The sequence below is a fragment of the Microbacterium sp. TS-1 genome (assembly GCF_000509385.1).
Lineage (GTDB): Bacteria > Actinomycetota > Actinomycetes > Actinomycetales > Microbacteriaceae > Microbacterium > Microbacterium arborescens.
This window is the reverse complement of the sequence record NZ_BASQ01000001.1, coordinates 2,342,585-2,354,945: the sequence shown is the minus strand read 5'-3', so window position 1 is coordinate 2,354,945 and position 12,361 is coordinate 2,342,585. Positions and strand designations below refer to the sequence as shown.

The following is a 12,361-nucleotide window of genomic DNA, read 5'->3' as shown; positions in this document are numbered from 1 at the left end:
ACAACGACTATCGATATGGAGCGTCCAGAGAATGCTGGTCTTGTGGAACATCGGCCCGATCCTGGTGATCGCGGTGGTGATCGTCGTCGCGGCCACCGTGTTCGGTGTCGCTGCAGCACGCGCACGCCGTCGCGGCGAACCTTCTCCCGTCGTGAGCGTCGCACTGACACTGTCCGCGCTGTGGGCGGCCTTCGGCCTGCTCGGCGCGGCCATCTCCGTGGTTCAGAACCTCGCCGCCGACGCGCCGCGCATGAGCGTTCCGGTCGCGACATTCTGGCCCGAGCTCCTTCCGGGAGTCACGATCGATACGGGCCCGACGGCCGAGGTCGTCGGCGGCGGCTTCACGGTCGCCGAGGTGGATGCGGCAGGCATCAGCCCTCTCGCGCGCGGGCTTTGGACCGCCGGGCAGGCGCTGTGGTCGCTGATACCCGCCGCGATCGCAGCGCTCATCGCCGTGGCCTGCTTCCAGCTCCTGGCCGGACGCGCCTTCACCCGCATCATCGTTCGCATGACGATGGCGACCGCTGTCATCGTCGCTGCCGGCGGTACCGCCGCTCAGGTGCTCTCGGACATCGCCGGGAGCATGGCCTCGCACGAGCTGTTCGCGCGCGGCAGCGCGGGGTGGACCGAGATCCCCGGAATCGACGACCCGCTCGCCTGGTGGCCGGAAGCGACTCTCAACATCACCCTGCCGTTCTGGCCGATCGCCGCGGGCCTCGGGCTCGCCGCCCTCGCCGCGGTGTTCCGGTACGGCTCACGGCTCCAGCGCGACACGGAAGGACTGGTGTGATGACCCTCACCCGTGAACCCCGGTCGGATGCCGCCGACGCGATCACAGTCCTCCTCCTCGGCATCGGCGCGGCGGTCACCGTCGTACTGACGGTCGTCGCGCGCTTTCTCGACGTCTTCCGAGACGCCGGCGTCGCCTGGAGGATCGACATCGACGATGAACCGTTCTCCGCCTCCGTCGGGTCGGGGACGGGGTACGTCGACGGCATCGTGCAGACCGCCCTCGTCATCGCGCCGGAGGTCGACGGCGGCACCGCCGCCGCGCTGGCCGGCTCGGTCGTGGCGTGGGGGATCACCTGCCTCGCCGTGATCGCCGCCGTGATGTACGTGGCGCGCAGCTTCTTGCGCGGTCGGTTCTTCGTCCCGGCGACCGCTCGCGCCTTCGATGTCATCGGGTGGGCGCTCGTCGGAGGAGGATTCGTCGTGCTCGTCCTCGAGAACATCGGGCGTAACGGCATCCTCACCGCCCTGGGTGTCGACGAGGTCGAACCGCTGCACTTCCTCGACTTCTGGCAATGGGCGCCGGTATGGGCAGTCGGTGTGACCGTCGGCCTCATCGCGGTCGCCTTCCGACGTGGCGTGCGCCTGCAGCGCGACACCGAGGGCCTCGTGTGAGCCCGGCAGACGACGACGGCCCAAGCGGGGTCCATTGCCGCCTCGACGAGTTGCTCGCCGAGCGCGGGATGACCCTCACGCGCCTGTCCGAGATGGTCGGCGTCTCGGTCGTGAACCTCTCGGTGCTCAAGAACGATCGCGCCCGCGCCATCCGCTATTCGACGCTCTCCGCGATCTGTCGGGCGCTCGACTGCGAGATCGGCGACCTGCTGGTCCGCGCGGACTGACGAACCGGGCCGGGGTGCGGCGAATGACACCCCGACCCGGACGCGCTCCGGATTACCGCGTGCTGCTGAGGTCGTGGATGAGCTCTCGCTCGTCCTTCTCCGACAGCGACGTCTGCACGACGGTGCCGTTGTAGCCGGCGAGCGCCGACGCGAACTTGTCCGTCGTGATCTTCGTCGCGTAGAGCACGACCGCCGACTTCCCGGCGGAGACGGCGGACTTCACGCGGTCGCGGAACTCGGCATCCAGATTGGTCTTGTCGAGGCCCGCGAACAGCGCCCCGAACAGTCCGCCGAAGACGAGCCCGGCGATGGGCACGAAGAACAGGATGCCGATCAGCGCCCCGAACAGCGCTCCGCCCGCGGCGCCGGCTCCCACCTTCCCGACGACGCCGGGGTATTCGACCTTCGTCTTCCCCTCGTCGTCGACCTTGACCAGGGCGAGGCCGGCGAGTTCGACGACCAGGTCGTTCTGGAGAACCTGAATCTCGTTGTAGGCGGCTTCGGCATCCGCCTCGGTATCAAAAGCGATCACGATCAAATCGGCCATGAAATCCTCATTCCGTGTGGTTCGTCCCCTCGGGGGCGACGGTATCTCCGCGTCGGAACAGCAACAAGGGGGGTCGGGGGCGCCCCCGGAGCGTCGCCCTCCGCTTTCGGCCGGCACTCAGAACGCGACGAGCCGCACTCAGCCGCACCGCGATGAGCACGCAATCCGAACCGGGCGTCCGCCGCCAGACAGAGACGCCTGCGAGCATCTGACCGGAGCGCCGCAGCGGATCCGGCGCGTCCATGGGGGCGTGCCGCACGACGCTGACCGATGCGCTCTCGTACAGGAGAGGAGCGCACCGTGCCACACAGAGAACGACGTCCGCGACGAGCCCCGAGGCCGAAGGCGAACGCGGCTCCGGAGCGACGCTCCGGACAGCTCCTCCACCGGATCGGCTTCGCCACGGCAGCCCTTCTCGGGCTGACGTTCGCCGCCGGCGCTCCCGCCAGCGCAACCCAGGACGAGGGCCGTGCCGATCCGCCCGGCCTCGTCCTCGAGGGATCGCCGCTGATCCACTCCTTCGACACCGCCCGCCCCGGCGACAGTGCGGAGGCTCGCTGGACGCTGACCGCGCACCGGGAGGCGGACTACAGCTTCGAGGGCGTCTTCGTCACCGTGGGCGACGTGAGCGCGCCGCTCGCCGAAGCCCTCGCGATCGAGTACGGCATCAGCGGCGAGGACGGGACGGCGACGCGCTGGCTGCCCGCGGGAACCCTGGCCGATCCCGTCCCCTACTCCACGGTGACGGGCGCCTCCACCATGGTGGGCCCCGGCTCGACGAGCATCCCGGTACGAGTGACGCTCGGCGACGCCTCCGATCTGCCGTCGGGTCAGACGCAGAGGGTGACGGCGAACTTCGAGCTGTCGTACATCGCGGGCACGCCGAGCGACGCCCCCGGCCACGGGAACGGGCTGGCGGCCTCGGGCGCCCCGTCGTCGATCTGGCTGGTGCCCTCGCTCCTGGCCGCGCTCGCCATGGTCGTCGGCCTCCTCCTGCGCCGGCGGGAGCAGCATCACGACGCACCCGGCACCTAGGTGTGCGTGCGCCCACCCGGGGCACGCACCTAGGTGGGCACTCGTCGTCACTCACCTGACCCGGCTTCGCGGCTGAGGGATCCCGCGCGATTCCTAACCTCTGATTAGCCGCGCAGCAACGGCGACCCGGGCAGAACATCCCGGTCGGGTGCGGTTTCCCATACGAAACGAGTGGAGATGACGATGGAGAAGACGATGGAGAAGACGATGGAGAAGACGCAGTCGAACAAGAACCGGAAGAAGCTGCTGGCCGTGATCGCGGCGGGAGCCCTCGGTGTCGGGATGGTCGGCGTCGGAGCGAACTGGGACCACGTGACGTCCATCGTGGACAACCGGTTCTCGGCGACGGCTCCCGGAAGCGACATCGACGACATCGGAGGCGCGCTCCTCACGGTCGCCGGCGCCCCGATCGACCACGTCTTCGACACCACGAAGTACAACCAGTTCGTCGACGCGACCTGGACCGTCACCAACAAGGGCGGTGACGCGGCGCAGTACGCGGCCAGCTTCGAGACGCGCGGCGACATCTCGCCGAACCTCGCGCAGAACCTGCAGGTCCGCTACGGCGTCACCGACGCCTCGGGTCAGGTCACGAGCTGGGTCGCGGCCGGAACGCTGGCCGAGCCGGTCGAGTTCACGACGGCCCTCGGCCTGGCCTCCGCGATCGAGGGCAACGCCTCGATCCAGGTGCCGGTGCGCATCCTGCTCGAGGACCCGACGGTCCTCGAGGGCGACGCCGGTGACGAGCACCGCGTGACGGCCGACTTCGTCGTCAGCTACATGAACCCGGCGTGATCGACCTCGGGGGCGGCGCCCTCCCCGCGCCGCCCCCGAGCCTTCCCGGAACGCACCTTGACCCGTGACCGACCGAAAGGACCGCGCATGATCCGCGCATTCCTCCGCAGCAGCGCGGTGCTCCTCCTCGTCCTGCTGGTGCTCCCCTTCGCATGGACGACGGTGAGCGGCGACCGCTTCGTGACGGTCTCGAGCGGCTCGATGGTGCCGACTTTCCAGGTGGGCGACGTCCTCTCGGTACAGAACCCGACCGGAGACGAGCTCCGGAAAGTGGGAGAGGTCGTCGTCGCCTCGCTCGACCTCGGGTCGGGGCAGAGCCAGTACGTGCACCGCGTCGACTCTCTGACGGAGGACGGCGCCTGGCTTCGCGGCGACGCGAACAGCAGCCGCGACCCGCAGCCGGTCACGCAGGAGCAGGTGCTCGGCACCCCCCGCTTCGCGCTCTCGGGCATCGAAGCTCGAACCTTCGCGTACCTGCAGAGCATCGAAGGGCGTCTGACGGTGTCTGCGCTCGCCCTGACGCTCTTCATCATCCCGGGTCAGCGGCGCCGCCCGCGCCCGGAGGCGGAGCGCGTCGACATGGGGTCGCCTCGTGAGATGCAGCTGCTCAGCTGAGACGGGAGCACGGCGGTCCTGGAAAACTGACAGCGATCAGTGCCAGATTGTGTGTGGGAGGCACCCGGTTCTCGGTCATCGAGAGCCCTCACCGCCCACGCACCGAAAGGAAGCGCGCTTGTCCGTCAGGTCCCATGAGACGCATCGCATCGTCGAACTCCTCCGCCAAGGGACCAGCGTCGAACTCGTCGGGATCCGCTGGTCGGGCAGATCCGAGATCCTCAGCCAGGTGCGGAGCACCCTCGCCGATCTCGACTACATCATCCTCAACGTGGTGGGGACGGCATCCCACTCCCCGCTCGAGGCGCTGCGCGTGGCCCTCCCGCCCGCGTATCGGAGAGCGGTCGCAGAGGAGGGCGGAACGGCCGCCGCGATCAGCGATGCTCTCGCCCGATACCTCTCCAGCGGCGACAGCGTCGTGATGATCGACGATGCAGACCTGCTCGACTCGGCGTCGTGGTCCGCGCTGATCCAGCTGCACCGGCTGCTGCGACGCCCGATCGTCGCGTCGACTCTCCGCCGCGCGCTGACCGACCCGGACGAGCACCTGCTGATCAAGGCCGCCCATCCCGTGGTGCAGATCGCGCTCGAGGGATTGCGGCTCGATGTCCTTCATTCGCTCCTGGACGAGAGGGTCGACGGATCGCTCGCGCCGAGCGTCTCGGCGCGCATCCACATGGATTCGGCGGGAATCCCCGGTCTGGCGGTCGCACTGCTCGACGGGGCGCTCGCTCACGGTCTGATCTGGCGCTCGGGGGACCAGTGGGTCTCCGGCCCCGCGCTCTGGTCCGACGACGCCCGCGGCGCCTACGAGTCGGTGCTCTACTCCTACCGGCCGGAGATCCGGGATGCCGTGGAGCTGCTCGCCACGACGGGAACGGTGGAGGTGACCGCGGCGTGGGCCCTCCTGGGCGCCGACCTGCTCGAGGAGCTGGAGGACAATCAGCTCGTGCGCGTCACCGAGGTCGGTGCCGATCGACGCGCGATGGTCGCCGTGCACCCGCCCGGGCTGGGGGATTACTTCCGCAATCAGCCCGCGACGGCTCGGCGCCGGCGCATCCTCAGCCACGCGACCGACAGACTCGCGCACGAGAGCTCGCGTCTCGACACGCAGACTCGCGCCCTGCTGCTCGAGCGGCTCCGCCCCGCCGGTGTTCCGCAGCGGTCGGCGTCACCGACACCGGCTCCGCTGCAGCTGGCAGACGTCCCGGCGGTCTCGCGCATGTTCACCGAGGCCTTCGACGTCCAGGTCGGTGTCGCGCGGGCGCGATGGCAGGAGGAGGGCGACCCCGGCGCTGCCGTGCGCTACCTCGGACTGCTCATGACGGGGCCGAGCGACCCGCGCGAGATCGAGGACGTCATCGGCCGGTGCTCCGAACTGTTCTACGGCACCAGCCGGGATCATGAAGCGGAACTGACACTGCGCCATTTCCACTCGCGCTGGCTTCTATCGCGCGGCGCCGATCTGTCCGACGTCGTGCGCCCTCTCACGGAGAAGGTCCCGACGGGATTCGCCTACGCCGAGGCTCTCGACACCCTCGCCCGCGCTGTCCGCTGGGAGCTCGAGGGAGTCACTCCCGATGACGAGCGAGTGCTCGCCGCGCGGGCCGCCGCGGGCGGGCTCGGCGCCGACATCGCCGGGGTCCTGCTTGCGGCCTGCCACCTCGTCTCCGGACGGATCGCCGACTGCATCACCGTGCTCGACGGCCTCGACGACGAGCTCCGGCCATGGTTGCGCGTCGGAGTCGTGCTGATGCGCGGGCTCGTCCTCTACACGACGGGACGGGTCACCGAACTCGTCGACATCGCCGCGGCGGGCGCGCAGCAGTCGATCTCCGCGCTGGATCGCATCGGGTTCGCGTGCCACTCCTACCTCGGCGCACTCGGTCACCTCGCGCTGGGAAACCTCGACGAAGCGCAGGACGCGCTCGCGATCCTGCTGACGACCGGGATCAGCGCCAAGACCCTCTACTTCTCGCCCGACCGGGCCGTGCTCGTCCTCATGGCGGTCATCTCCACACGCGCCGGACACGAGAGCGCGGCGTCGGGGTATCGCGAGCATGCCGCGCAGATCGCCGGGGCGTCGGACGGCATGGTGCTGAGCGACCTGCGCTGGACGGAGGCGTTCTCGGTCGCTGTCAGCGGGGCGACCGAGGTCGCGGCCGAGATCTTCGCCGAGGTGACACGCGACGCGCGACGCCGCGGGTACGGCCTCGCGGCGGACCTGGCAATGCTCGCCTCCCTCTACATCCACTACGACCCCGAGCTCGCCGCGCAGGTCGCCGACCAACCGCAGCGCTTGGGCGGGCCGATGTACGCGATCTTCCTCGAGGCCCGCGCCGCCGCCCACGCGCAGGACCCGGCCCGAGTCGAGGCTGCCGCCCGCGGGCTGCGCAGCGAGGGGATGGCGACCGAAGCCCTGAAGTACTTCAACCTCGCCGCGCACCTCTACCGAGATCACGGCGACAACGACCGCGCAGCGGCCTGCCGAGAAGCGGCCCGCGAACTGGCCGATACGAACGTCAGACGGACGCGGCGCGACCGCACGGCGATGCTTCTCACACCGCGCGAACGCGAGATCGTCCAGCTCATCGCGGCCGACATGTCCAACGGCGACATCGCCGCCAAGCTGGTCCTGAGCGTGCGCACGGTCGAGAACCACATCCGCAACATCCGCCGGAAGACGGGAGCGTCCACCCGGGGCGAGATCGTCGCCCTCGCCGCGACGAACAAGCGCTGAAGCGCCTCCCCTCAGCCGACCAGGCTGAAGCCGCCGTCGCTCGTGAGCACCTGGCCGACCAGCCACGACCCCGCCGGGCTGCAGAGCCAGCCGATCAGCTCGGCGGGGTCCTGGGGACGCCCGACGCGTCCGAACGCCGTCGTCGCCAGCCAGTCGTCGAAGTCGTCGAGCGAGCGGTCGGTGGTGTCGGGGTCGAGATAGCCCGTGTTCACCGGTCCGGGGTTCACGGTGTTGAGGATGATGCCGAGCTCGAGCAGCTCCGCCGCGACCGTTCCGGTGACGCCTGCGAGGGCGGCTTTGCTGGTCGCATAGGCCACCTCACCGACCATCGGGCCGTGGATCTGGCCCGACGTCATCCACACGACGTGCCCCCGGGGTGCGTCGTACGGTTTCGACCCCGAGATCCGGTCCCCGGGCCGGCGGGGCACCGACGGGACGTCGGCGAAGCGGGCGGCGAACGCCGCGGTGAGGAGCAGGGTCGCGCGGGTGTTGACGTCCCAGAACGCGTCGAGACGCTCGGGCGTCATATCGAGGATGCTGCCGTCGTCGCCGCTCTTGGCGTGGTTGCACACGAGGATGTCGAGCGCGCCCGTCACCGCGGCCGCCTCATCGACCAGGTCGGCCGCCGCCGTCGCGACGCTCAGATCGCCGGCGATGTCGGCGAAGCTCGCGTCGCCCACGAGGTGAGAACGGATGCCGTCGCGCACAGCGTCGAGATCGTCGCCGCCCCACGGCAGGTCGAGGTCATGCGGCCGGTGGTGATGGATGACGACGTTCGCGCCGAGTCCGGCGAGGGCGGTGGCGACGGCGAAGCCGATGCCCCGGCGGCGCGAGACGCCCGTGACCAGGGCGGTCTTTCCGGACAGCGGCAGAGCGGGCGCAGCAGAAGAAGCGTGCATGGGTGAACCTTTCGATCACGTCGGCGTCGACGCGCGGATGGGGGTCGGAAGCGAGTTCACCGGCATTGCATGGCGCTCAGCCTAGCGAGCTGCGACGATCGCGTCACCCGGAACGCGTCACCCGGCGCGGAGCAAAGGAACGCCGCGGCGGTCGAGGGCCGCCAGGCTGGTGGCCGGAGCCGCGGGGTCGACGATGACCCCCGTGACCTCGTCGAACGGCAGCACCGTGAACGGCGACACCGCGCCGATCTTCTCCTCGCTGCCGAGGACGTAGGTCTCGGCAGCGCGCTCGGCGAGCACGCGCTTCATGGCCGCTTCGTCGGCATCGCCCGTCGTCAGGCCCGCGTCGGCGTGGATGCCGGTGACCCCGAGCAGGAAGCGGTCGGCCCGCACCATCCGGGCGGCCTCGACCGCCGCGGCACCGCTCGCGACCGCCGAGTGCTTGAACAGCCGCCCGCCGATGATGATGACCTCGGCCGCGTGGTCGAGCAGCGCCGCGGCCACGGTCGGACTGTGGGTCACGATCGTGCACGTCAGTGCCGGATCGAGCGCTCGAACGGTGGCGAGCGCCGTGGTCCCCCCGTCGACGATCACGGTGCTCCCCGGCTCGACGAGGCCGGCGGCGAAGCGGGCGATGCGCTGCTTGCTCTCGGTTGCGACCGCCTGACGCGACGCGTAATCGGCGACCGCGGGCGACGCCGGAACCGCACCCCCGTAGACGCGAACCGCGAGGCCGGCGGCATCCAGCTCGCGAAGATCGCGGCGGATGCTGTCTTCGGAGACCCCCAGCTCGGCAGCCAGCTCCTTCGCGACGATGCGACCGTCGGCGCGGAGCCGCGCGAGCAGCAGATCTTTTCGCGATGCGGCAAGCATTCCGACTCCTTCACGTTTGTGCATGTTTATGCATACTATCGAGCCATGACCGCACAAGCCACGACCGATTCCCTCATGATCCTCATCGCCGGACCCTATGCGTCGGGCACCGGCGGCGACCCTGCCCTGATGCGGCGCAACCTGGATCGCCTGGAGGAGGCGGCGTGGCCGCTCTTCGAGGCCGGGCACATCCCGATGATCGGCGAGTGGGTCGCCCTGCCCGTGCTCTTCAGTGCAGGAGCCTCGGGTCCCACCGACCCCCTGGCCGAGAAGGTGATGTACCCGGTCGCCCATCGCCTGCTGCAGCGTTGCGACGCGGTCCTCCGCCTGCCCGGCGAGTCGCGCGGCGCAGATCAGGACGTCGCGATCGCCCGAGAGCGGGGCATCCCCGTCTACACGGCCCTTCGCGACGTGCCCGGTGTGGCGTGGCGTGAAGCGTTTCATTGAAGCGGCGGATGAACACTCAGGAGAATCATCAGGATTTCCCAGAAATGGCGGAAAGTGGATAGAGTCGGACGACGTGAACACTGCTCGTCGACTCCTCGCCCTGCCCGCCGCCGCGCTGACCGTCGCCCTGCTCGCGACCGGTTGCTCCACGCTCAACGCCTTCACCGGTGGCGGAGCGGCCGCCCCGGTCCGTGACGAGTCCGGCGCGATCGCCGAGTCGAACGCGAGCACCGACGTCTTCGCGATCCGCGTCGGCGACTGCATGCTCGACTCCGGCACGGCCGACACCGAGGTCACCGAGACTCCCACCGTCCCGTGCAGCGAGGCCCACGACCTCGAGGCCTACCACGCACAGGACATCGACGCCGACGAGTTCCCCGGCGTCGAGGCGGCCCAGACCGAGGCCGAGCAGGTCTGCTACGACGCGTTCGCCCCCTTCGTCGGCATCTCGTACGAGGAGTCGGTGCTCGGCTTCAACTACTACGTCCCCACCGCAGGCAGCTGGGACGCCGGCGACCGTGAGATCCTCTGCCTCATCGGCGACCCGCAGGGCCAGGTCACCGGCACCCTCGCCGGCGCCGCGCGCTGACGCTTCTTCTCGATCGCCCGCAACGGACACCCGTCCGCTGCGGGCGATCGTCGTTTCGCGGCGCCGTCAGATGAGCTCGTCGACCAGCTGACGGATGCGCTCGCGGATGTCGTCGCGGATGGGGCGGACGGCGTCGATGCCCTGACCCGCGGGGTCGTCGAGCTTCCAGTCCTCGTAGCGCTTGCCGGGGAAGAACGGGCAAGCGTCACCGCATCCCATCGTGATGACGACGTCGGATGCCTGCACGGCCTCGGTCGTGAGCACCTTCGGCTGCTCGGCGGTGATGTCGATGCCGAGCTCGGCCATCGCCTCGACCGCGACCGGGTTGATCCGATCGGCGGGCATGGACCCGGCGGAGCGGACCTCGATGCGGTCGCCGGCGATGTCGCGGAGGAACCCCGCGGCCATCTGCGAGCGACCGGCGTTGTGCACGCAGACGAAGAGAACGGAGGGCTTGGTGTCGGTCATAGTGCCTCTACTTTCGCGCATCTGCGGCGCGACGGCTGCTTTGGGAGGATGAGGACATGCACGACGCCGCCCCCATCGACCTCGACACCTGGCCGCGACGGCGGCACTTCGACCACTACCTGCGCACCGTTCGCTGCACCTACTCGATGACGGTCGAGATCGACGTGACGGACTTCGTCGCGGCGGTGCGCTCCTCCGGGCGCCGCACCTACGTCGCGCAGATCTGGGCGATCGCGTCGATCGTCAACCGCCATCCGGAGTTCCGCATGACGCTCACCGCCGACGGCGCGCCCGCGGTCTGGCCGGAGGTTCAGCCCTCGTTCACCGTCTTCCACCCCGAGACCGAGACGTTCTCGAGCGTCTCGGTGGCCTTCGACCGCGACTTCGCCGCCTTCCACGACGCCGCTGCCCGCGTGATCGCCGATCACGCCGGCAGCACCGAGCTCTTCCCGCAGGGTCCGCCTCCCCCGAACAGCTTCGACGTGTCGAGCCTGCCGTGGACCGACTTCACCGGTTTCAACCTGAACGTCGAGGGCGTCGAGGCTCACCTCGCGCCGATCTTCACGCTCGGGCGCTACGTCGAGCGTGACGGACGGATGCTGCTGCCCATGGCCGTGCAGGTGCACCACGCCGCGGCCGACGGCTTCCACACCGCTCGACTCGTCAACGACCTGCGCGAGCTCTTCGCCGACGTCGCCTGGCTCGCAGCATGAGCGCGCTGCGCGAGTGGCTGCGCTCGCAGGCCTCGCTGACCGGCACCCCTCCGGCGTTCGACACCGACCGGCTCCCCGCATCGCCGGTGACGCTGTTCGAGAAGTGGATCCACCAAGCAGCCGCCGCGGGTGTCGCCGAGCCCCACGCCGCGACCCTCGCGACGGTCGCCGCGGACGGCATCCCCGATGCCCGCACACTGATCGTCAAAGACGTCGACGACCGCGGCTGGGCGTTCGCGAGCACGCGCTCCTCCGCGAAGGGCGGGCAGCTCGCAGCGCAGCCCGCAGCAGCCCTGGCGTTCTGGTGGCAGCCGGTCATGCGCGCCGTGCGCGTGCGCGGGCCGGTCTGTGAGGCGAGCGCGGACGACACCGCAGCCGACCTCGCGGCACGGTCGGAGGCGGCACGCCGGGACGTCGCGGAAGGCGACTGGGCGCTGTGGCGCATCGAGGCGACCCGCGTGGAGTTCTGGCAGGGATCGCTCGACCGTCGCCACACCCGCGTCGTCTACGAGCGCGATGGGGCGGGCTGGCGGCACGCCCTGCTCGGAGACGCAGGATGACGGTGCACTACTCTTTCGCGCCTCCCACGGCCGCCGAGTTCGCGATGCTCTATGGCGAGACGGGCTGGGCCGAGTGGTCGCTCGAGACCTTCGAAAACGCGCTCGCCGGCAGCTGGGTCGTGTGCACGGCGCGTGATGACGACGGTCGCCTGATCGGCCTCGGTCGCCTGATCAGCGACGGCGCCCTGCACGCATTCGTCACGGAGATGATCGTGGCGACGGCAGCGCGTGGCGGCGGCATCGGGAGCGAGATCCTGCGGATGCTGGTCGACGAGTCACGTCAGCGCGGCGTGAACGACATCCAGCTCTTCGCCGCGCGCGGCCGAGCCGCGTTCTACGAGCGCCACGGCTTCGCTCCCCGCACCGCCGAGGGTCCGGGCATGGACATCGTCGCCGAGCGCTGACCCCTCGCCCCGGGCGGTCGGCTCGCCAGGATGTGCGGATGCGCG

Annotated in this window: 16 protein-coding genes; 12 read left to right on the top strand and 4 right to left on the bottom strand. The window is 70.1% G+C overall.

What is annotated here, in order from left to right:
- Positions 1-31 precede the first annotated feature (31 nt).
- Genes MTS1_RS10995 through MTS1_RS10985 form a run of 3 tightly spaced genes read left to right on the top strand, consistent with a single transcriptional unit; the run spans position 32 to position 1,631 of the window.
- Positions 32-790 carry a hypothetical protein gene (locus MTS1_RS10995; RefSeq protein WP_023953816.1) on the top strand — a complete coding sequence of 253 codons (759 nt, stop codon included), beginning with the start codon at positions 32-34 and terminating at the stop codon, positions 788-790.
- Positions 790-1,404 (top strand): hypothetical protein, encoded by a 615-nt coding sequence (locus MTS1_RS10990; protein WP_023953814.1) that lies wholly within the window; start codon positions 790-792, stop codon positions 1,402-1,404. The genes MTS1_RS10995 and MTS1_RS10990 overlap by 1 nt, the downstream gene beginning before the upstream one ends.
- Positions 1,401-1,631, top strand: coding sequence for a helix-turn-helix transcriptional regulator (locus MTS1_RS10985; RefSeq protein WP_023953812.1), 231 nt, complete (start codon positions 1,401-1,403; stop codon positions 1,629-1,631). The genes MTS1_RS10990 and MTS1_RS10985 overlap by 4 nt, the downstream gene beginning before the upstream one ends.
- A 52-nt stretch (positions 1,632-1,683) precedes the next feature.
- On the opposite strand, the gene MTS1_RS10980 is transcribed toward MTS1_RS10985, so the two are convergent.
- Entirely contained in the window at positions 1,684-2,178 is a 495-nt protein-coding gene (locus MTS1_RS10980; protein ID WP_023953810.1) for a DUF1269 domain-containing protein, read from the bottom strand.
- 300 nt (positions 2,179-2,478) lie between these two features.
- Between MTS1_RS10980 and MTS1_RS10975 the strand changes: the two genes are divergently transcribed.
- The 4 genes from MTS1_RS10975 (at position 2,479) to MTS1_RS10960 (ending at position 7,363) form a co-directional block, all read left to right on the top strand.
- Positions 2,479-3,213: a hypothetical protein gene (locus MTS1_RS10975; protein WP_023953806.1), complete on the top strand. Its 735-nt coding sequence runs from the start codon at positions 2,479-2,481 to the stop codon at positions 3,211-3,213.
- A 177-nt stretch (positions 3,214-3,390) separates the two neighbouring features.
- The gene (locus MTS1_RS10970) at positions 3,391-4,008 is read left to right on the top strand and encodes a hypothetical protein (protein WP_144083388.1); all 618 of its coding nucleotides are present in this window, start codon (positions 3,391-3,393) and stop codon (positions 4,006-4,008) included.
- A gap of 87 nt (positions 4,009-4,095) precedes the next feature.
- Positions 4,096-4,623 carry a S26 family signal peptidase gene (locus MTS1_RS10965; RefSeq protein WP_023953800.1) on the top strand — a complete coding sequence of 176 codons (528 nt, stop codon included), beginning with the start codon at positions 4,096-4,098 and terminating at the stop codon, positions 4,621-4,623.
- A 118-nt stretch (positions 4,624-4,741) separates the two neighbouring features.
- Positions 4,742-7,363, top strand: a complete 2,622-nt coding sequence (locus MTS1_RS10960; RefSeq protein ID WP_023953798.1) for a helix-turn-helix transcriptional regulator — start codon at positions 4,742-4,744, stop codon at positions 7,361-7,363.
- An 11-nt stretch (positions 7,364-7,374) separates the two neighbouring features.
- On the opposite strand, the gene MTS1_RS10955 is transcribed toward MTS1_RS10960, so the two are convergent.
- Both MTS1_RS10955 and MTS1_RS10950 read right to left on the bottom strand, forming a co-directional pair.
- Positions 7,375-8,262: an SDR family oxidoreductase gene (locus MTS1_RS10955; RefSeq protein ID WP_023953796.1), complete on the bottom strand. Its 888-nt coding sequence runs from the start codon at positions 8,260-8,262 to the stop codon at positions 7,375-7,377.
- A 117-nt stretch (positions 8,263-8,379) separates the two neighbouring features.
- Positions 8,380-9,135 (bottom strand): DeoR/GlpR family DNA-binding transcription regulator, encoded by a 756-nt coding sequence (locus tag MTS1_RS10950; RefSeq protein ID WP_023953794.1) that lies wholly within the window; start codon positions 9,133-9,135, stop codon positions 8,380-8,382.
- Positions 9,136-9,180: 45 nt separating this feature from the next.
- Here MTS1_RS10950 and MTS1_RS10945 point away from each other — a divergent pair, with 45 nt between their 5' ends.
- Positions 9,181-9,582, top strand: coding sequence for a polyphosphate kinase (locus tag MTS1_RS10945; protein WP_023953792.1), 402 nt, complete (start codon positions 9,181-9,183; stop codon positions 9,580-9,582).
- A 73-nt stretch (positions 9,583-9,655) separates the two neighbouring features.
- Positions 9,656-10,171 (top strand): septum formation family protein, encoded by a 516-nt coding sequence (locus MTS1_RS10940; protein ID WP_023953790.1) that lies wholly within the window; start codon positions 9,656-9,658, stop codon positions 10,169-10,171.
- Between the two features lie 66 nt (positions 10,172-10,237).
- Here the strand turns inward: MTS1_RS10940 and MTS1_RS10935 are convergent, their stop codons facing one another.
- Positions 10,238-10,639, bottom strand: coding sequence for an arsenate reductase ArsC (locus tag MTS1_RS10935; protein WP_023953788.1), 402 nt, complete (start codon positions 10,637-10,639; stop codon positions 10,238-10,240).
- Between the two features lie 56 nt (positions 10,640-10,695).
- Here MTS1_RS10935 and catA point away from each other — a divergent pair, with 56 nt between their 5' ends.
- The 3 genes from catA to MTS1_RS10920 are packed head-to-tail and all read left to right on the top strand — an operon-like array spanning position 10,696 to position 12,316.
- On the top strand, positions 10,696-11,352 hold the full coding sequence (gene catA / locus MTS1_RS10930; protein ID WP_023953786.1) for a type A chloramphenicol O-acetyltransferase: 657 nt from the start codon (positions 10,696-10,698) through the stop codon (positions 11,350-11,352).
- Complete coding sequence (locus MTS1_RS10925) at positions 11,349-11,912, top strand: pyridoxamine 5'-phosphate oxidase family protein (protein WP_023953784.1); 564 nt, start codon at positions 11,349-11,351, stop codon at positions 11,910-11,912. The genes catA and MTS1_RS10925 overlap by 4 nt, the downstream gene beginning before the upstream one ends.
- Positions 11,909-12,316: a GNAT family N-acetyltransferase gene (locus MTS1_RS10920; protein WP_023953782.1), complete on the top strand. Its 408-nt coding sequence runs from the start codon at positions 11,909-11,911 to the stop codon at positions 12,314-12,316. Before MTS1_RS10925 ends, MTS1_RS10920 begins: the two co-directional genes overlap by 4 nt.
- The last annotated feature ends 45 nt before the right edge of the window (positions 12,317-12,361 follow it).